This is a genomic window from Candidatus Palauibacter sp., from assembly GCF_965261555.1.
Taxonomy (GTDB): domain Bacteria; phylum Gemmatimonadota; class Gemmatimonadetes; order Palauibacterales; family Palauibacteraceae; genus Palauibacter.
This window is the reverse complement of sequence record NZ_OZ253465.1, coordinates 1,579,090-1,597,249: the sequence shown is the minus strand read 5'-3', so window position 1 is coordinate 1,597,249 and position 18,160 is coordinate 1,579,090. Positions and strand designations below refer to the sequence as shown.

Sequence of the window (18,160 nt, the reverse complement as noted above, 5' to 3'; positions counted from 1 at the left end):
ACGTGCGTTCGGTCGCGGATCGGCTCAAGGCCAATCTCTCGCGTTACCTTCGCTGCGTCAGCCGGGGCGGCGAGGTTCAGATCGTCGACGGGGGCGTTCCGGTCGCCCGGTTGATGGCGCCCCGTCCGGAGCGCGACGACGCCGTCCGCGACCGGCTGGTTGGCGATGGTCTCCTCCGGCCCCGCGTGGGATCGGCCACATCGATTCTCGACACCCCTCCCGTGAAGCTGTCGACGAGCATTCCGCAGGCCCTGGCGAAGGACCGGACCGACCGGCTGTGAGCTAGCGTCGCCAGACGCCTACGCCGTTCTCGTAGACGATCTCGGTTCCGTAGGGGCGGGACAGCTCGGCGAGGTGCTCGATGATCCTGCGGCCCAGTTCCTCCGGCGCGATCCGGGGGGTGCCTCGCCTGCCTCTTGGCGCCTTCCAGCTCAGTTCGATGGGGTGGAAGGTGATCTCCACCACCTCTTCCCCCTCGAAGGTCGCGACCGGGACCACGCTTTCGTACCACTCGGACCCGATGGGGAAGCCCGTCGTGGGGTTCCCGTCCTCGTCCACCTGGAAGCGCGTGTCGTAGATCTCCGAGGCGAGCCGGTCGAGCGGGATCCCGTAGCGGTCGCGCTGGTCGGATGGCATGGGGTCGATCGTCTCGTTCTGGAAGATGAAGTTCGCGAGCGAGTAGAAGATCGGCCGTCCCTTGTAGATCTCCACTCCGCGCAACTGGTGCGGGCCGTGGATGATGAACGTGACCGCCCCCGCGTCGATCGTCTGCCGCGCGAACTCCTCCATCCACGCGGGCGCCGTGATGAAGGCGTTGCCGGGCTCGTGCGAGTGGCTGTTCACGACGACGTAGTCGGCCTGGTCCGTCGCGTTTCGTACTTCGTGCAGGACCCGCTCGCGGTCCTCGTCGTTCAGTGAGACGGTCGCGCGATCCTCCTCGCCCGGGAACACCGTCGCGCCGAACACTCGAACCGGTGCGTCCGCGTTGTCCGGCACGTTTGCGCCTTGCCGCCCGGCCACTTCCCGCAGCGCGGCCATCGTCTCCGGGGACCCCTCGTAGCGCGTGCTCAGCCGCAGCGGGTTCAGCCCCGGCCGTCCCTGCACGGTCGGTCCGGCCTTCCCGGCGCGCGACATGGGCGTGAAGGTGGACGCCATCCCGATGAGCGCGATCCGGCCCTTCGGCGTCTCCAGATAGCCGGGACGGCTGGCCCAGCCGAGGTTCTCGCCCGTGCCCGAGTGGATGAGGCCCCACTCGTCCATCAGCCGGTTCGTGAGGCGCATGCCCTCGACCCCGTAGTCCGTCGAGTGGTTGTTCGCCCGGTTGTAGAGGTTGAACCCCATGTCCACGAGGTCCTTGAGCGTCTCGGGCGAACCCACCTCGTAGTTCCCGCCGTTCTCCGCCGCCGGCCAGCCCGTGAACTCCTGCAGGCGGAAGACCGACTGCTCGAGGTTCAGGAAGGCGGCGTCCGTCGCGCGGATGATGTTGGCGAGGTCGTGGAAGCCCGGATCGCCGGGATGATCGAACGGCGCCGTGCGGCGGTTCATGATCACGTCCCCCACGGCGGACAGCGTCCAGCGGGTTTCCGAGTCGATGGGCGAACGGCTCTGCGCCCGGATCTCCGACCCGACGGCCGGTGCCAGAGCGGCGAGGGATAGAACGAAACCGAGAGCGAGACGAGTGGGACGGCGCATGGGGTCCTCCTGGTGACGTGCCGGGCATCCGTGCCTCTCGCCAACGTACGTAGAAAGCCGATACGCGCGCATGCGTCCGCGGCTGGAGGATGCCGCGGACTGGCGGTCGCAGGGCGAGAGCGATACGATAACGGTTATAATTTATGCGTCACATAAGGCGTGTTGTATGATTATTTGCCATTTACACGCCATATATGGCGCAGCGAATACGACCATCACAGGTCGCGCCTGGCCAGGGACCGGAAGCCGGACGGGAGGGTCGGCACATGGGAACCATCGTCTCAACGAGCCGTACGCCGGATGTGCTGCGGGAACTCGGCGCGCGGCTGAAGACGGTACGCCTGCGCCAGAACCTTCGCGTGAAGGATCTGGCCGCCCGTGCCGGGGTCGGAGCCCGCACCATCGACCGGATGGAGGCGGGCCACAGCGTGGGCACCGACACGCTCGTGCGGATCATGCGCGGCCTCGGGCGAATCCAGGCGTTCGAGGCCTTCGTCCCGCCACCGGAGCCATCTCCCTACGAGATCGACCGGTTGAAGGGCAAACAACGCCAGCGCGCGTCTCGACGGCCGCCGCCGGAGCCGGGGTCGTGAACGGATACACCACGGTCCGCGTGCGACTGTGGGGACGCGAGGTCGGTCTCCTCCTCGAGTCCGATCGTGGCGGCCGGATCACCTTCGAATACGATCCCGGATTCGCGGACTTCGGACTTGAGATCTCCCCGATCCACCTGCCGCTGGCTCGCTCCGGACCGGTCTCCTTTCCCGAACTCGCCCGCAGACCCGTGTTCCTCGGACTTCCCGGCGTGTTCGCCGATGCCTTGCCGGACCGGTTCGGCAACGCCGTGATCCGGCGCTACTTCGAGGCTCGGGGACGTCCGGAGGACGCATTGTCGCCGCTCCAGCGGCTGCTCTACATGGGAGATCGCGCGATGGGCGCGCTGGAGTTCCAGCCCGCACACGAGCCCGGCCCGGGCTCCGAGGAGGCACTCGAGGTGCGGTCGCTCGTCGAGGAGGCGAGGCGCGTCATCGAGGGCGACGTGTCGGTCGCGGTGCCGGAGATGATGCAGGTGGGGGGAAGCGCGGGCGGCGCCCGGCCCAAGGCGCTGATTCTGTGGGATCGCGAGACGGGACGCGTGCGATCGGGCTTCGCATGCCCGGAAGCCGGCGAGGAGTTGTGGCTCATCAAGTTCGACGGCGTGAGCCGCGACGCATCCGGGCTGGGTATGCGCGCCAACCGCCACCCCGGTCCCTGGGGCCGCATCGAGTTCGCGTATTCCTGCCTCGCGCGAGACGCCGGCATCGAGATTGCGGAGACCCATTTGTTCCGCGACGGCGACCTGGCGCACTTCATGACACGACGCTTCGACCGCGTGCCCGCCCGGCCTCCGCGCGGCGACCGGACGGGACTGGCGGCCGGATACGAGGCCTTCCGGCGGCTCCACCTGCACAGTCTGGGCGGCCTCCAGCATATCGACTTCAACGATCAGTTCGTGTTCAGCTATGAGGGCTGGTTCGACACGATCCGCGCCCTCGGGCTGGGACAGGAATCGGTGAACGAGGCGTTCCGGCGCATGGTGTTAAACGTCGCGACCGTCAACTTCGACGATCACGTCAAGAACTTCGCCTTCCTCATGGATCGCGCCGGTCGCTGGCGTCTCGCACCCGCCTACGACCTGACGTACGCGGAGAACGACGGGTGGACCCGGCAGCACCAGATGTCGGTCAACGGGCGCTTCCGCGATGTCCGGCGGGCGGACCTGTTGAGGATCGGACGCACGTTCGACGTGCCCGCGGCTGGCAGGCGCATCATCGACGAGGTGATGGAGGCGCTGGACGGATGGCCGGCGCACGCCTACGCGGCGGGCGTCCCCGCGGACATGGCGGCGTTCCTCGACGACCGCTTCGAGCGCGAGATCGGCCTCACCCGTTCATGACGAGGTGACGGTCGACGATGGGTTCCCCGTCGGTTGACAATGCCAGCGACATACACGAGACTTTAGCGTCCCATTCAAGATGATTGAATATCACCATGGCACTGGCGACAAGAGAACGGATCCTTGAGGCGGCCGGCGGGACGCTATCGCGGAATCCGAACGCCTCACTCGACCAGATCGCGGTCGACGCGCGGGTCGGGCGAGCGACGGTTTTTCGCCACTTCGAGAGCCGTGCGGGGTTGCTCAAGGCGCTGGCCAGTCGAGCCATCGACGAGACGGACAGGGCAACCCGGCTCGCCGCGGCGGATGCGCGCACCGCGACCGATGCCCTGAGGCTGATCACCCGGGCCGTTGTCGGCGCTGGCGAGTCGTTTCGTTTCCTGAATTCGGCCGCCGAACTCTACGACGAGCCGGAGATCGTCGAAGCCTACCAGCGGCAGATGTCCGAGTTGGCGGACCTGGTTGAAGCCACCAGGCGGGAAGGCTTCATTCGACCCGGTCTCCCCACCGCGTGGGTGGTGGCAAGTATCGATGGATTGATATGGGCCGCGTGCCGAGCCGTCGGCGATGGGGAACTCGGTGTGGTTCAGGCGCAGGATCTCGTCTGGGAGACCATCGCGGATGGGCTCTCGACCGAAGGGGCCGGGGAGGATCGCCATGCCGAATAGGCCGAATCGACTGCCGTTTTCGGCACAGATCCTGACGACCGCGATCATCGTCCTCGCCTTTGTCGGGGCGGCCCGCCTGGCGAGTTCCGAAGAAGACTCCAGAGTCTTCGACGAGGCGGCGGAGCAGACGCGGTTCCAGTTCGAAGGCGCGGCGCGTGGGGTCGGAGCGGCCGATCCGGCGGACGATGAGATCCGGGTGCCGCTGGAACGTCAGGAGCGATGATGGAGGCCATCACGAGCGCGCTCAACTGGGATGCTGTCATGGGCTGGTTCCATGTGTTGAACGATCTCAGCCTGGTCTACGTGATCATCCCCTTCTTCTTCGTTGAACTCGTTCGCTACGCCTTCCTCAAGCGCCTGAGCTTCGACGTTATCGGCGACTCGGTGGCGAACGTCATCACCTTCGTTTGTTTCGTGGCCATCGAGTACGCGCTCGGCATCCTCTTCGTCACGAAGCTCTACTTCTGGATCTACGCGAACTTCAGCCTGACCCACCTGTCGCTGAACTGGGTCACCATCGTGACCTGTGTCCTGCTGGCCGATCTCATGTACTACTGGGATCACCGCATGATGCACAGAATCGGGGTCGGCTGGGCCACGCACACCGTGCACCACAGCTCGCCCCACTTCAACATGTCGGTGGCCTACCGCTTCGGCCCCCTGGACGCGGTGTTCCCGCTCCTCTTCTCCTTCCCCATCGTCATGCTGGGATATCACCCGATCCTGGTGCTGCTGTCGGAGGTTCTCGTCCAACAGTTCCAGGCGATCCTGCACACGGAGGCGATCCGGAAGCTGCCGCGACCGGTCGAATTCCTCTTCAACACACCCTCCCATCACAGGGTGCACCACGGCTCGAACCGGCAGTACTGCGACAAGAACTACGCGGGCATGCTCATCATCTGGGATCGCATGTTCGGGACCTTCGAACCGGAGGTCGAGCCGGTGGAGTACGGCGTCAGGCAGCCCATCAACTCGAACAATCCCATTACCGTGTTCCTGCACGGGATCCAGCGCCTGATCGTGACGATCGTCCGGACGAGGGGCGTCGGGAACAAGCTGAGGGTACTGGTGAAGCCGCCGGGCTGGAGCGCGACGGACTAGCAGTCCGTGGCAAAACGCTGCGTTAGCGGGCGGGCGCGGCGGCGCGGGCGCGGTCGAGGAGGGACTGGTAGAGGGCGTCGGCTTCCTGCACGCGCGATTCGAGGCGGAGGCGCTGCTGCTCCCATTCCTCCTCGAGGAGGCGGGTCGTCTCCCAGTATTCGAGATCGCCGGCGGGCCGGATCGGCTCGTCGAGCAGTTCCTGCAGCTTGGCCCGGTGGCGGGCGACGAGTTCCGGCACGGCTTCCAGCTTCCACCACGGTTCGTCGTCCACGACCACGAACACGGGGGCGCTGTGCGCGACGGTCATGTCGCGCGCCCCGTCGCGGTCGCCGAACGCGCGCACGGCCACCCACAGGCTCTCGTCCGCCTCGATGCGCGTGGCGAGGCGCAGCCTGTCGGCGTCCCCGGCCGACCGGGTCACGCTCGCGACGACCTCGCCGTGGACGACGAGTTCCAACCGGTTCAATCCGTCGATGTCGGGGTTGAGCGACGCCGCGGCCACGACCTCGAGGCTATCCCCGCGCGCGACGCGAAGCTCGGAGCCCATCTCCCGCCCGTTCACCCGGAAATCGAGGAAGGGCCCGTTGCTCACGTACGTGTGGCCGGAACGGTAGGCGTTGTACCACTCGCCGGGGGCGAACGGCCCGTCCAGCTTCACGTAGGTCCGCTCGACCCCCGGCAGTGTAGGCCCGAAGTACGGGTAGTCGGCGCCCGCGATGGGGCGGACGTTGAAGCCCAGGTTGAGAAAGCTGTACCAGATGTCGTCGTACAGACGCCCGCCCTGGAGCACCTCGATGAAGTCGACGAGGTCGAACGGCACGTCGAGCGCCAGTCCTCGCTCGCCGTTGAAGAGTTGGCCCATGTGTGCGTAGCCGGAGATGCCGCCCTGGGCATGGGACGCCTCGAACACACGGTGGTAGAGGAAGTAGGACCCGGGGTCCTGGCGGATGGGACGCTGCAGGTTGTGGTGGATCGTGTGTCCGCGGTGGACCGTGCGCGGGTCCTCCTGTCCGGACACGAGCGCGTGGCCCTCCCGCACGTACTGTCCGGCCTCACCCCACGCCGGCTGCTTGAAGTGGGTGACGGCGATGTTCCCCATCTCGAGCAGGTTCGCGACGTGGATGTCCTCGGCGGCGATCTGCGCCCACACGGCATCGTCCTCCGTGTGCTCGCGCGCGATGTGAACGTGGGAGTCGCCGGAGTACCAGCCCTCCGCGGGGAGGTCCGCGTAGCGCTCGAGCGAGACGGTGAGATCGGTCGTCTCATCCGCGCGCACCTCGAGGGTCCGCTGATAGCCGCGGTACTCGGGGCCGCGCGTCGCGACGAGTTCGTAGCTCCCGACCGGGAGCCGGGCCTCGTACTCCCCGTCGACGTAGAAGGCGAGACGGTGCTCGGAGGGCCACCACGTACGCGGGTTCACCCACAGGAGCCGTACCTCGTCGACGAAGCGGCGCACGAGGACGGAGCGTTCGGACGGGAGAGGGGCGCGGCCGGTCTCGTCGTAGAGACCGAACCGCGCGGGCACCGAACGCCCGCTCGCCGCGTCCTCCACCGTGAGGCGCAGCGTGCCATAGCCGGCCGGGACGGGCGTGGCGTGGCTCCGCACGACCTCGATGTCGCACAGCGCGATCCCCTCCGGGCCACCGATCGCGAGGTCCGTGTCGCGGATCCCGTGCGCGGCGAAGCGGGCGCGCTCGAGCGTCACCCGGGCCGTGGCGAGCGTCGAGCCGTCGCCGGACTCGGGTTCGACCGTGGCCGATTCGCCGATCCCGTCGCCGCCGTTGTCGTTGAACCCGACGCTGAACGGCCCCGTGAGTTCCGGCGCGTAGGTGACCACGAGGTCGACGGGCTCATCGATATCGAACGCGAAGGCGTCGTCGATGTCGAGGGCGAAGAGGGGGCCGACGACGCACGTCCGGTCGCCGATGTCGCGCGTCTGGAACGGGTTGCCGCGGCCGTACATGCCGAGTTCCGAGCGGGCGACGCCGAGCGTGCGGGCGATGTTCTCGCGTGGCCACTCGAGTTCAACGACGAAGCGGGCATCGCTGTCATGCGGCGGGGAAGGCGCTCCCTCCCCCACCGGGCCCGCGGCTCCCGAGACGAGGAGGCCGGCCCCGGCGAGAAGGCAGATCCGTCGGACGCGGGCGGTCACCGCTCGTACACGACCCGGCCGCCTACGACGGTCAGATCGACCTGCATGGATTCCAGGCATGGGTCCTCGCACTCCAGCACGTGGTCCGCCGTCACGACGAGGTCGGCGACCATCCCGACCTCGAGCGTCCCCTTCTCCTCCTCCTCGAAGGTGAGGTGCGCGTAGCTTCGCGTCACCGCCTCCAGCGCTTCCTCCCGCGTGATGCGCTGCGATGGGTCGAGCACGCCGGCGCTGATCGTGCCGCGCGTCGTGAAGTGGTGCAGCATCCACCACGGGTCCCAGGGGACGACGGGGGAATCCGTGCCCAGCGACACCGGAATCCCGGCGTCGAGGTAGGCGCGCACGGGCGTGGTCCAGGCGGCGCGCTGCGCGCCCCAGTACTTCACGAGGCTCGGCGCCGCCACGTAGAGGTGGTTCTGCGCCGTCACGGAGAGACCGAGCGCCCGCATGCGCGGGAAGTGGTCGTCGCGCGGGAGGAATCCGTGCTCGACGACCCAGCGGAGACCGTCGATCGGCGCATCGGCGTTCGCCGCCTCGTAGCCCTCGAGGACGAGATCGATGGCCGCGTCGCCCACCGCGTGCGTCGCCACCCGCCATCCCCGACGGTGAAGTTCGCGGACGGTCTCGATGAAGCGCTCGGTCGGCACGGTCTGCAGACCGCGAAAGGTGCCGCCCTCGCCCCAGGGTTCCTCGTACGGCTCGCGCATGAGACCGCCCTCGAAGCCGCCGTCCACGCCGAGCTTCACGCCGCCGACGCGGAGCCAGTCGTCGCCCTCGCCCATCTCCGGCCAGGTCGCGAGGGCATCGGCGAGCGGTGGTGCGTTCGCCCCGCGAGGGGCGCGAAGGACATAGTTCACGCGCAGGGTGAGCCGGCCTTCGTCCCTGAGCCGCTCGATGGCTCGGTACTGCTCGGGAGGGCCGCCCGGGTAACGGACGCTGGTCAGGCCGCGGGAGTTGAGCGCGGCGTACTCCTCGGCCATCGCGTCGAGCACGGCCGCCGGATCGGGCGGCGCGGCGGCCGGCAGCGTCACGAGATCCTTGGCGCGGTCGACGAGTTCGCCGTTCAGCCGCCCGTCCGGATAGCGACCGATGCGGCCGCCCGGCACCTCGGGCGTCGATTCGTCGATGTCCCAGCGGGCGAGCGCCGGGCTGTTCAGCACATATTCGTGTCCGCCGCGGACGACGACGACCGGCTGCCCGGGGGCCGCGCCGTCGAGATCGTCACGGTAGGGGAGGCGGTGCTCGGCGAGCTGGCCTTCGTGCCAGTCGCGGTTCGTGACGATCAACTCGCCGGGCGCCGTCTCCAGCGCGAAGGCGGCGATCGCATCGGCCACGTCCCGCAGGGAGCGCGCGCCCGTCAGGTCGACCCCCGGGCCGCCGCCGATGCCGTGGTAATGGTTGTCCGTGAGCCCCGGTATCACGGTCCGGCCGTTCAACTCCACAACGCGCGTGTCGGGCCCGGCCAGCCGGCGAATCTCCTCCGACGTCCCCACCGCCCGCACCCGGCCGTCGCTCACCGCCAGCGCCTCCACGGTCCCCGGCGCGCCCATCGTGAGAATCTCGCCGTCGACGAGGACGAGGTCCGCCGCCTCGGGCCGGGGCGTCCCGCAGGCCGCCAGCCCCAGCGCCACGAGTCCCACTGCCGCCAGCCTCGGGGCCATCAGCCCAGGCACCGCTACAGCAGTCCGGTTCCGCCCAGGCACAGTCTTCGCCATTACGGGCGCCCTCCGGTCGCGCGGCGCAGGAGCCTGCCGGGCTGGGCCTCCGTCAGCGCGCCGTCATCGATCACCGGCACGCCGTTCACGAACACGTAGTCCATTCCCTCGGCATAGCGCATCGCGTCCCCGAACCGGGCCATGTCCTGCACCTCGTCCGGGTCGAAGAGCACGAGATCCGCCGCCATCCCCGGCGCGATCAGGCCCCTGTCCGCCAGCCCCAGCCGGCGGGCGGCGAGCGACGTCATGCGGCGCACGGCGTCCTCCAGACTCAGGATTCGGTCCTCGCGCACGTACTTCGCGATCACGCGCGGGAAGGCTCCGAACGCCCTCGGATGGGAACTCGCCGTGGTCGCGGGGTTCACCGGCGAGGCGTCCGTGTCGATCATCACGAACTCGGCCCGGAGCGCCTGCCACTTCTGCTCCTCGTTCATGCTCTCCGGGTTCACGCTCACGCCGCCGGCCTGCACGAGATCGAAGAACGCCTCCCACTCCTCCGTCCCGAGGACCTCCGCCGCCTCGGCGATCGAGAGGTTGATCACCCGCGCGTCCACCTCGTCGGGGGCGGAGACGATCAGCACCTTGTCCCAGTCCATCCCCACATGGCGGTACCAGTTCTCCCAGTCCGACGTCGTCTCCACCTCGCGGCGGAGTTCCGCCCGCACCGCGGGGTCTGACAGCGTCTCCAGGAAGGGCGCCGTGCCGCCCGCGTAGTGGCGGGGATGGAGGAAGGAGCCGAGACCGATCCCGTTCCGGATGTAGGGATAGATGTCCGCCGTCACGTCGATCCCGGCGACGCGCGCCGAGTCGATGAGGGCAAGGGCCTCGGCCATCAGCGGCCAGTTCTCCCGTCCCGCCGCCTTGAGGTGGTAGATGTGGACCGGGGTGCCGGCGCGGACGCCGATCTCGATCGCCTCCCGGATCGCCTCCAGGACGGAGTGCGACTCGTTCCGCATGTGCGTGAAGTAGGTGCCGCCGTATTCGCCCGCGACGCGCGTGAGTTCGACGAGTTCCTCCGTCGTCGCGTATACGGCGGGCGGATAGATGAGCGATGTCGAGGTCCCGACGGCGCCGTCCTCCATCGCCTGCCGGACGAGCGCCTTCATCTCCTCGAGTTGCTCCGGCGTCGGCTGTACGTCCTCGTCGCCCAGGACCACGCGCCGCACCTGTGTGAGTCCGACGTCGTGGACGACGTTGATCGGGATCCCGATGCGCTCCACGTGCGCGAAGTACTCCGCATACGTCCGCCAGCGCAGTTCCTCGCCGTTCACGACCAGCCCCCAGGGCTGCGTGGCGTCGCTCTGGGGCGCGGCCGACCCGCCTTCGCCGGAGAGATAGGTCGTGATGCCCTGCCGGAGCTTGCTCTCGGCGCTCGGGGGATCCGTGATGAGGACGACGCTCGACTGGCCCATCATGTCGATGAAGCCCGGGCTCACCACGCGGTCCGCCGCGTCGATCGTGCGCGCCGCCGGCTGGCCCGAGAGGTTCCCGACCGCCGCGATCCGGTCCCCGCGAAGACCGACGTCGCCCCGCACCCAGGTATTCCCGGCCCCGTCCACGATCCGCGCCCCCGTGATCAGCACGTCGAACGGACCCGCAGTCGTCGATCCCGCGTCCATCCCGCACCCCAGGAGACCCAGTCCCAGTAGCACGGGCGCAGGAAGGCGTAGGGGCCAGCCCCACCGTTCGTTCACCGCCGCCCCCAGTCGCGGAGGGCCTTCCAGCTTATGCCGTCCAGCCTGTTTCCCTTGCGCAAAGCAATCAGCCCCTCGATCGCACGGTCGATTTCGCCGTCAGACGTCTCTCGCCGCGTGACCGTATCCTCGGTTGCGGCGTCGCGTTCTTCCTTCATCAGCCAATCCATGGGCGCAGGTTCCTGTCTCTCGAAGGATCGACCGGGCGTCGTCTGGCGGCAACCGCACACGCTGGCCAGTGTTGGGGACCGCATCCTGGCTCTACCACTCCGGAGGCTGACATGACGCCGATGCCGCGCGCTCTTCGATTGTTCGGATTCCTTCTGATCGCTGGCGCCGGGTTCGCTGCCCCGCCCCTCGCGGGGCAGGATGCGGAGCGGTATCCGGGGCCGTTTCCCGGCGGGTATCCGGCGATGAGCGGGATCGGCGGGTCGGGGAAGATGTACATGGAGAGCTACTTCCCGCCCCCCGTCACGGCGTCGCCCACCTACCCCGCGTTCTCGCCCGACGGCGCGTCGATCGCCTTCGCCTACCAGGGGCGGATCTGGGCGGTCCCCGCCGAAGGGGGCGTGGCGCGGCAGCTCACGTCCGGGGACGGCTACCACTCTATGCCGAGTTGGTCGTCGGACGGCCGACACATCGCCTACGCCGCGGACATCGACCTCAATCTGGACATCTTCCTGCTCGACCTCGAGAGCGGAGAATCCCGCCGGCTGACGGAAGATCCCGCCATCGACATGCGGCCGCGGTTCTCCCCCGACGGCTCCAGGATCCTGTTCACGACCGGACGGGACGGGACGTTCGATCTGTGGGCGTACGACCTGGGGACGGGAGCGCTGGAGTCGGTCATCGCCCACCCGGGGGCGAACGACATGGCCGGCGACTGGATCGGCGACACGGGCGACATCGTCTTCGTCTCCAAGCGCGGCGAGGCGGCGCTCGGCTCGGGCTCGCTGTGGCGGTGGAGCGCGGACACCGGCGATGCGGAACTCCTCATCCGCATCGAGACGAACTACCAGGCCTCGCCCGTCGTGGCCCCGCACGGCGGCTCGGTGGCCTACGTGACGGACGCCTCCGGGAACAACGACATCTACCAGGTCCCGACGTACCGGGCGTCGGCGGCGCAGGACCGTTCCAGCCCGGGCATCCAGCAGGTCCGCCTCACGCATACCCGTACCGACGAGTACTTCCCCTCCTGGTCGCCGGACGGGGAGCGCCTCGTCTACGCGCGGAACGGGGGCCTGCACGGCCAGGAACGGACGATCGACGGCGGGATGGGGTTCGGGCTCTACACGACGGGGCGCGGAGGCGGCGATCCCGTCCCGGTGCCCATCGAGGACTACGCGTGGTCCGAGCCCATGGGCCGGGTGCAGGTCCGCGTCAGCGACCCGAGCGGACGGCGCGTCCCCTCCCGCATCTACCTGGAAGCGTCGGACGGTCGGAGCTACTTCCCCGACGGCAGCTTTCCCCGCGTCCTGAGCGGGCCCGAGGACTACTACTTCCACACGGACGGTAGCTTCTCCGTCACCCTCCCGGTCGGGACGGCCGAACTGGAGGTGTGGCGGGGCTTCGAGTACGAACCCGTCATGCGCACGGCGGACGTGCGCGCCGGCGAATGGACGAACGTCGACGTGCGGCTCGAGCGCTGGATCGACATGGCCGCGGACGGCTGGTATTCGGGGGACAATCACATCCACCCGAACTACGGCGGACACTACTTCGTCACGCCGCTCGATCTCGGGAACAAGGCGCTGGCGGAAGACCTCAACGTGGCGAACGGGATGATCGCCAACTATTGGGCGAACAGCCGCGTCGAGGATCTGGAACACTTCCTCGGCCACCCGCACCCGCATCCGGACCCGCGCACGATCGTCTACTACAACGAGGAGTACCGGCCGAACTTCTTCGCCCACATGTCGCTGCTGAACCTCGTGGAGCTCATCACGCCCTTCTACATCGGCTACGAGGGGACGGCGTTCCGCGAACTCTACCCGGATAACGCGGCCGTCCTGCGCCGCGTGCACGAGCAGGGCGGCATCGGCGGCTACGTGCACCCGTTCGGGCTCAGCCACCGCGGGCCGGACCCGGCGCCCGCCGGGGCGCGCGAACTGCCCGTCGACGCGATCCTCGGGCTGGCCGACTTCGTGGACGTCTCCTGCATCTGGAGCGATGAACTGGGGACGGCCGCAATCTGGTACCGTCTGCTCAACACCGGCTCCCGGATCCCGGCCACCGCGGGAACGGACGCGATGACGGACATGTGGCGGCACCCGGCCGTGGGGACGACGCGGTCGTACGTCTACACGGGGGAGGAGGAGCTCGACTACGACGAGTGGGCGGACGCAATAGCCGCCGGCCACGCCTTCGTGACGAGCGGTCCCATCCTCACGCTCGACGTGGACGGCATTGGGATGGGCGGGGAACTCGCGGTCTCGAGCGGCGAGAGCGTGGCGGTCGCCGTGACGGCCCGTTCGCTGTTCGAGATGGAGCGCCTCGACATCATCCGGAACGGCGAGATCATCCACACGGTCGAAGCGAGCGGCGACGGGCGGACGCTGGAGGCGGAGGTCGACGTGCGCATGGATGGAAGCGGATGGATCGCCGCGCGAGTCCTCGGGCCGGCACAGCACGGCGCCATGGACAGCTATCTGTTCGCGCACACGAACCCGGTCTTCATCATCGCCGACGGGGAGCCGATCCGGTCGCGGGAGGACGCCGCGTTCTTCGTGCGCTGGATCGAGCGGACGATCGAGGATCTCCAATCCATGGACCGCTGGGACGACCCGGCGCACAAGGCCGAAGTCATCGCGACGTTCGAGGAGGGTCTCCGCCTCTACCGGGACCAGGCCGCCGGTGGCCGCTGAGTTCAGCGACTCCGTTCGCGGTAGCTGCGGAGGCGGGCGAGGTTCCGGATGTCGGCGTCCGCGCCGTCCTCTCCCTTCGGGGTCTCCAGGATCTTGGGGACGTGACGGAGGCGGGCGTCCCGCATCAGCCGCCGGAACGGACCCTCGCCGAGGGTCCCCTCTCCGATCGACTCGTGGCGGTCCTTGCGGGAGTCGAAGGGGTGCTGCGAGTCGTTCACGTGAATGAGGCCGAGCAGCTCGAGGCCCAGTACGCGGTCGAAGGCCTCCCAGACGCCATCGTAGTCCTCGACCAGGTCGTAGCCGGCCGAGTAGGCGTGGCACGTGTCGAAGCAGATGCCCACGCGTCCCCGCTGGGCCTCCGGGATCCGGTCGAGGATGCCGCGAAGGTTCTCGAAGCTCGCCCCGACGGTTGTCCCGGCGCCCGCGGTGAGTTCGAGGAGGACGCGGGTCGGGCCCTCCACGGCCTCCAGCGATTCGGTCACGCCGCGGGCGTTGCGCACGAGCCCCTCCTCGATGTCGCCGTCCGTTGCGTTTCCGGGGTGGGTGACGAGGAAGTCGAGCCCGAGGCGCGTGCAGCGCTCCAACTCGGCCTGAAAGCTGCGTTGCGACATCCGCCACAACCGGCGGTTCGGCGTCGAGAGGTTGATGAGATAGGAGTCGTGGGCTCCGGCCACGGCGATCCCGTGCTCGTCGCGCGCCGCCTTGAACGCCGCGGCTGTCTCTTCGTCGATGCCGGGCTCGGCCCAGCGGTTCGGCTGCTTGGTGAAGAGCTGGAAGTTGACCGCCCCGATCTCCGCCGCTCGCCGTGGCGCGTTCTGCACGCCCCCCGCCACCGAGACGTGGGCGCCGAGTTCGTCGCGGTCGTCGTGCCCGGCCGTGACGGGTCCGGGGTCGGGCGGCTCGCTCACGAGCGGCGGGGCGGCTGCGACGGGCGGAGTTCGACCCTGCTCACGTGGGCTTCCTTCGGATAGGAGAGGAGCTGCATGACCGCCGCCGCACAGTCGTCCACGTGCAGGCGCCACGTCCGCTCCGGCACCTGCTCCCGGCCGTTGAAGTACGTGTCCACGCTCCCGGGCATCACGATGCTCACCCGCACGTCGTCGTAGCGCACGTCGAGCAGCATCGCCTCCGTGAGCCCGAGCAGCCCGTACTTGCTCGCGTTGTATCCCGTACCGCCGTAGAAGGGATGCCGGCTGGCGAGCGAGGCGATGTTCACGATGAACCCGTCGCCGCTCGCGCTCAGGTGCGGGAGCGCGGCCCTGGAGCAGTAGAAGACGCCGCCGAGGTTGACGTCGATCTGGAGTCGCCACTCCTCGACGCTCATCTCCCGCAGCGGCTTGAAGATCCCGAGCCCGGCGTTGTTCACGAGGATGTCGAGCCGTCCGAAGCGGGCCACCGTCTCCTCGACCATCCGTTCGCAGGCGTCCGCATCCGCCACGTCGCACACGATGCCCAGCGCCCGCTCGCCGAGTTCGGCATCGGCCACCCGCACATCCGCCTCGGTCCTCGCGCAAATCGCAACGGAGGCCCCGGCCCCGAGCAGGTGCTCCGCGATCGCACGCCCGATACCCTTCGTCCCGCCCGTCACGAGCGCGACCCTGCCCGTCATGTCCGGTCCCATTCCATCCCTTTCAAGGCTGCTGCGCTTCTCGTCTCCTCAGATCGGGAGCCAGTAGGCGATCTTCAGCAGGAACACGTGTTGGCCACCGGCGCGCAGGCTGTCGACGAGGCGTCCGGGGTCCACGAGTTCCCCCGACGTTCGCATATCGGAGCGATCCTGCTGCCAGACGAGGAAGAGCGTGCTCCCCGGCTGCCACTCCCAGCGGAGGACGACGTTGCTCCGGAGAGAGAGGATGTTGAAGTCGCCGTCGGGGAGGGTAAACGACCGTCCGCTCTCCGTCACGTCCCACGACCCGTCGCGTCGGCGCTCGATCCTGGATCCCATTTCGCCGTACAGGAGCAGGTGTCGCTGGCGGGGTTCGAGGAGTTCGCCCAGGCCGTGGCGGCTTCCGCTCGCCGCGAACGGCTCGAAATAGGCCTCGAGCGTGAGGTCCGGTCCGAAGGCGTAGGCGCCGCGAAGGCGGAGGGCGAGGGTGCTGCGGTCGATGGCGGAGAAGATGTAGCGCCGGTCGAAGGTGGCCCGCCGACCGCCGGCGAGCGTCGTGAGGTACTGGCGCGATTCCGATTCGCGCCGGTAGCTGGGTTCGACTTCGAGTTGCAGCGCGGACCCCGGGCGCAGCGTGAGCGCACCCCTCGCCTCGTACGCCCACCCACCGATCTCGTCCCGTCCGTAGGACCCCATGAGACGGAAGCCGGTCCGGAAGGAGCGGTCGGTGGCGAGCGCGACACCCGCTTGCCAGCGCGCGAGCGTCTCCATGAGGGGACCGCCGCGCGTGAGGTGGTCGCTGAGCGCGCGGGGGTGGTATCCGCCCTCGAGCGTCGTGCGCAGGTAGTTGTGCCACGTCGCGGTCGCCCGGGCCCCGAGCGTCGTCTCGGTGCGCACGCCGTCGAAGTTCCATGAACTCGCCGAGGTGAGGCCGACCTGCCAGGCGCGAGCAAACGCGGTCGGGATCGTCTCGCGGATCGCGATGTCGGCCTCGGCCGTGAGCCGGTCCGCGTTGAACATCTGACCCACATCGTTGATCTCGAAGCCCGGCGAGATCGCTTCGCCTCGCACGCGCCACAGCCAGCGCCGCCCTCCCACCTTCTCCATCCCGAGGGCCGCGGTAAATCCGGAGAGCGTGGAACTTGAAGGGTCCAGCCGCGCGGTCTTGCGGTCGGGACGCTGGAAGAAACGCGCGCTCGAGCGCTGCACCCGCAGGATCGCGTCGGGGTTGCCGCTGAGGTGCGAGAACCCCGCATGCCCCGTGAGTTCGTACTCGCCCCCGAAGAAGCGCAGGTTCCAGTCCGTGCCCCCGGCGTAGGCGCGCCACGGGAGGAGCCCGGCGAGTTCAGGACGGCCCTCGCGGCTGAGCGTGGTCCCCGTGAAGCCGACCGTGGAACGCTCCTCCCCGAACTCCTGCTCCAGTCTCGCCACCGCGAAGGCGCTCAGAGGGGCCACCGGCACGGCGCTCTCGGTCGTGTCCGTCGCGCCCGGGCGCTGCGTGAGGTGGAACGCCCGGGCATCCTCGCGACCCGTGACGGCGAAGAGCGCGCCCACGGAGGTCCCGCCCGGGAGCCGGCCCGTGACCTTCCCCGCCCCGAGAATCGTCGTCTGATCGGGCGCGACCACGCTGTCGGCCACGGCCCGTCCCGGCGGCGGAGCCCCGATGCGGCGCGAGTAGAAGTAGCGCGGACCCAGTCCCTCCATGAGCTGGCGCCCCTCCGTGAAGAAGGGGCGGCGCTCCTCGAACACCTCCTCGAACGCGGTCAGGTTCACGACCGCCGGGTCCGCCTCGACCTGTCCGAAGTCCGGGTTGACGGCCGCATCGAGCGTCAGGCTCGAACCGAGGCCGACCTTGAAGTCCGCGCCCACGCGGGATTCGCTCCGCGTCACGACGCCCGCCATGGGGCCGCCCGTCGGCGTGCGCAGGTCGCCCGCCACGTAGGGCAGGAACTCGATCCCGCGGCTCCCCCGCACGCCCTCGAGTCCGGTGAGGTCGCCGAGGCGCGAGGCCCATCCCGGCTCGCTCCGAACGACGAGTTCCCACAGGAGGTTCTCCTGGACGTCGGGCATGTAGCGGTTGATGTTCACGCCCCACGCCGACTCATCGCCGTTGAAGCGGAGTTGCGAGAAGGGCATGCGCATCTCGGCCGTCCACCCGAGCGAGTCGCGCTGCACGCGCGCCGACCACACGGGATCCCACGTGTAGTCGCGGTTGGTCACGTTGTCCTCGGGGTGGTACCAGTCGGTGCGGCTCCCCGCCGCGTTCACCCCGAAGGAGACCGCCGTGCGCCGGTTCAGGTAGGGGTCGAGCGAGACCAGCAGGCGCTCCGAACCGGTGTTCTGGTCGCGGCGCGTGCGGTAGGCCTGGATGCCGTCGGGATCGTCCGTGTACATGCGCCCGGCGACCCACAGCGCGTCGTCGTCGAAGGCGAATGCGACCTCCGTGCGCCGCGTGGCCGGCTCGCCCTCGTCGGGCTCGCGCTGCCAGAACGTCGTCGCGAATTCCGCCCGCGCCCAGACCGCGTCGTCCAGATGGCCATCCAGCTGGAGCGACCGATCCGTGTCGCGCGTGGCCCTGAGCTGCTGCCGGTCCTCCGGGCCCAGACCCTGCGCGCTGAGAGCCTCGCCCGCGGGAAGCAGGAGCAGGACGATCGCGGCGACGGCCCCCGAGATGCGTCGTGCGGCACCGGCAGCCCGCGGTCTGCGCAAACCGGAAGCTCGGGTTCTGCGCG

Annotated in this window: 15 protein-coding genes; 7 read left to right on the top strand and 8 right to left on the bottom strand. The window is 69.0% G+C overall.

The features are described from left to right. The first annotated feature begins 2 nt into the window (after window positions 1-2). Window positions 3-281 (top strand): type II toxin-antitoxin system Phd/YefM family antitoxin, encoded by a 279-nt coding sequence (locus tag ACQY5G_RS06880; RefSeq protein WP_428278249.1) that lies wholly within the window; start codon window positions 3-5, stop codon window positions 279-281. 1 nt (window position 282) lies between these two features. On the opposite strand, the gene ACQY5G_RS06875 is transcribed toward ACQY5G_RS06880, so the two are convergent. Then, window positions 283-1,692 (bottom strand): CapA family protein, encoded by a 1,410-nt coding sequence (locus tag ACQY5G_RS06875; RefSeq protein ID WP_428278247.1) that lies wholly within the window; start codon window positions 1,690-1,692, stop codon window positions 283-285. A 266-nt stretch (window positions 1,693-1,958) separates the two neighbouring features. Between ACQY5G_RS06875 and ACQY5G_RS06870 the strand changes: the two genes are divergently transcribed. The 5 genes from ACQY5G_RS06870 (at window position 1,959) to ACQY5G_RS06850 (ending at window position 5,397) form a co-directional block, all read left to right on the top strand. Then, the gene (locus ACQY5G_RS06870) at window positions 1,959-2,285 is read left to right on the top strand and encodes a helix-turn-helix domain-containing protein (protein WP_428278245.1); all 327 of its coding nucleotides are present in this window, start codon (window positions 1,959-1,961) and stop codon (window positions 2,283-2,285) included. Next, a complete protein-coding gene (locus ACQY5G_RS06865; RefSeq protein WP_428278243.1) occupies window positions 2,282-3,628 on the top strand; it encodes a type II toxin-antitoxin system HipA family toxin in 1,347 nt (448 codons plus the stop codon). The genes ACQY5G_RS06870 and ACQY5G_RS06865 overlap by 4 nt, the downstream gene beginning before the upstream one ends. Window positions 3,629-3,723: 95 nt before the next feature. Beyond that, window positions 3,724-4,296 (top strand): TetR/AcrR family transcriptional regulator, encoded by a 573-nt coding sequence (locus ACQY5G_RS06860; RefSeq protein ID WP_428278241.1) that lies wholly within the window; start codon window positions 3,724-3,726, stop codon window positions 4,294-4,296. Beyond that, window positions 4,286-4,519, top strand: a complete 234-nt coding sequence (locus ACQY5G_RS06855; protein WP_428278239.1) for a hypothetical protein — start codon at window positions 4,286-4,288, stop codon at window positions 4,517-4,519. The genes ACQY5G_RS06860 and ACQY5G_RS06855 overlap by 11 nt, the downstream gene beginning before the upstream one ends. Continuing rightward, entirely contained in the window at window positions 4,519-5,397 is an 879-nt protein-coding gene (locus ACQY5G_RS06850) for a sterol desaturase family protein (RefSeq protein WP_428278237.1), read from the top strand. Before ACQY5G_RS06855 ends, ACQY5G_RS06850 begins: the two co-directional genes overlap by 1 nt. A gap of 22 nt (window positions 5,398-5,419) precedes the next feature. Here the strand turns inward: ACQY5G_RS06850 and ACQY5G_RS06845 are convergent, their stop codons facing one another. From ACQY5G_RS06845 to ACQY5G_RS06830, 4 genes are all read right to left on the bottom strand, one after another. Beyond that, window positions 5,420-7,549, bottom strand: a complete 2,130-nt coding sequence (locus ACQY5G_RS06845; protein ID WP_428278235.1) for a CehA/McbA family metallohydrolase — start codon at window positions 7,547-7,549, stop codon at window positions 5,420-5,422. Beyond that, on the bottom strand, window positions 7,546-9,210 hold the full coding sequence (locus tag ACQY5G_RS06840) for an amidohydrolase (protein ID WP_428278233.1): 1,665 nt from the start codon (window positions 9,208-9,210) through the stop codon (window positions 7,546-7,548). The genes ACQY5G_RS06845 and ACQY5G_RS06840 overlap by 4 nt, the downstream gene beginning before the upstream one ends. A 53-nt stretch (window positions 9,211-9,263) precedes the next feature. Continuing rightward, complete coding sequence (locus tag ACQY5G_RS06835) at window positions 9,264-10,883, bottom strand: N-acyl-D-amino-acid deacylase family protein (protein WP_428278231.1); 1,620 nt, start codon at window positions 10,881-10,883, stop codon at window positions 9,264-9,266. 71 nt (window positions 10,884-10,954) lie between these two features. Beyond that, window positions 10,955-11,116 carry a hypothetical protein gene (locus tag ACQY5G_RS06830; RefSeq protein WP_428278229.1) on the bottom strand — a complete coding sequence of 54 codons (162 nt, stop codon included), beginning with the start codon at window positions 11,114-11,116 and terminating at the stop codon, window positions 10,955-10,957. A gap of 123 nt (window positions 11,117-11,239) precedes the next feature. Here ACQY5G_RS06830 and ACQY5G_RS06825 point away from each other — a divergent pair, with 123 nt between their 5' ends. Next, complete coding sequence (locus ACQY5G_RS06825) at window positions 11,240-13,822, top strand: CehA/McbA family metallohydrolase (RefSeq protein ID WP_428278227.1); 2,583 nt, start codon at window positions 11,240-11,242, stop codon at window positions 13,820-13,822. A gap of 2 nt (window positions 13,823-13,824) precedes the next feature. Here ACQY5G_RS06825 and ACQY5G_RS06820 read toward each other — a convergent pair whose 3' ends face one another. Genes ACQY5G_RS06820 through ACQY5G_RS06810 form a run of 3 tightly spaced genes read right to left on the bottom strand, consistent with a single transcriptional unit; the run spans window position 13,825 to window position 18,137 of the window. Then, a complete protein-coding gene (locus tag ACQY5G_RS06820; RefSeq protein WP_428278225.1) occupies window positions 13,825-14,730 on the bottom strand; it encodes a deoxyribonuclease IV in 906 nt (301 codons plus the stop codon). After that, the gene (locus tag ACQY5G_RS06815) at window positions 14,727-15,431 is read right to left on the bottom strand and encodes an SDR family oxidoreductase (protein WP_428278223.1); all 705 of its coding nucleotides are present in this window, start codon (window positions 15,429-15,431) and stop codon (window positions 14,727-14,729) included. Before ACQY5G_RS06815 ends, ACQY5G_RS06820 begins: the two co-directional genes overlap by 4 nt. 48 nt (window positions 15,432-15,479) lie before the next feature. After that, window positions 15,480-18,137 carry a DUF5916 domain-containing protein gene (locus ACQY5G_RS06810; RefSeq protein WP_428278221.1) on the bottom strand — a complete coding sequence of 886 codons (2,658 nt, stop codon included), beginning with the start codon at window positions 18,135-18,137 and terminating at the stop codon, window positions 15,480-15,482. Between the last annotated feature and the right edge of the window lie 23 nt (window positions 18,138-18,160).

Excerpts from the sequence above, each read along its gene's own strand:
- ACQY5G_RS06875 (WP_428278247.1), bottom strand. The coding sequence starts at position 1,692 with ATGCGCCGTCCCACTCGTCTCGCTCTCGGTTTCGTTCTATCCCTCGCC.
- ACQY5G_RS06870 (WP_428278245.1), top strand. The coding sequence starts at position 1,959 with ATGGGAACCATCGTCTCAACGAGCCGTACGCCGGATGTGCTGCGGGAA.
- ACQY5G_RS06860 (WP_428278241.1), top strand. The coding sequence starts at position 3,724 with ATGGCACTGGCGACAAGAGAACGGATCCTTGAGGCGGCCGGCGGGACG.
- ACQY5G_RS06855 (WP_428278239.1), top strand. The coding sequence starts at position 4,286 with ATGCCGAATAGGCCGAATCGACTGCCGTTTTCGGCACAGATCCTGACG.
- ACQY5G_RS06850 (WP_428278237.1), top strand. The coding sequence starts at position 4,519 with ATGGAGGCCATCACGAGCGCGCTCAACTGGGATGCTGTCATGGGCTGG.
- ACQY5G_RS06840 (WP_428278233.1), bottom strand. The coding sequence starts at position 9,210 with ATGGCCCCGAGGCTGGCGGCAGTGGGACTCGTGGCGCTGGGGCTGGCG.
- ACQY5G_RS06835 (WP_428278231.1), bottom strand. The coding sequence starts at position 10,883 with ATGGACGCGGGATCGACGACTGCGGGTCCGTTCGACGTGCTGATCACG.
- ACQY5G_RS06830 (WP_428278229.1), bottom strand. The coding sequence starts at position 11,116 with ATGAAGGAAGAACGCGACGCCGCAACCGAGGATACGGTCACGCGGCGA.
- ACQY5G_RS06825 (WP_428278227.1), top strand. The coding sequence starts at position 11,240 with ATGACGCCGATGCCGCGCGCTCTTCGATTGTTCGGATTCCTTCTGATC.
- ACQY5G_RS06815 (WP_428278223.1), bottom strand. The coding sequence starts at position 15,431 with ATGACGGGCAGGGTCGCGCTCGTGACGGGCGGGACGAAGGGTATCGGG.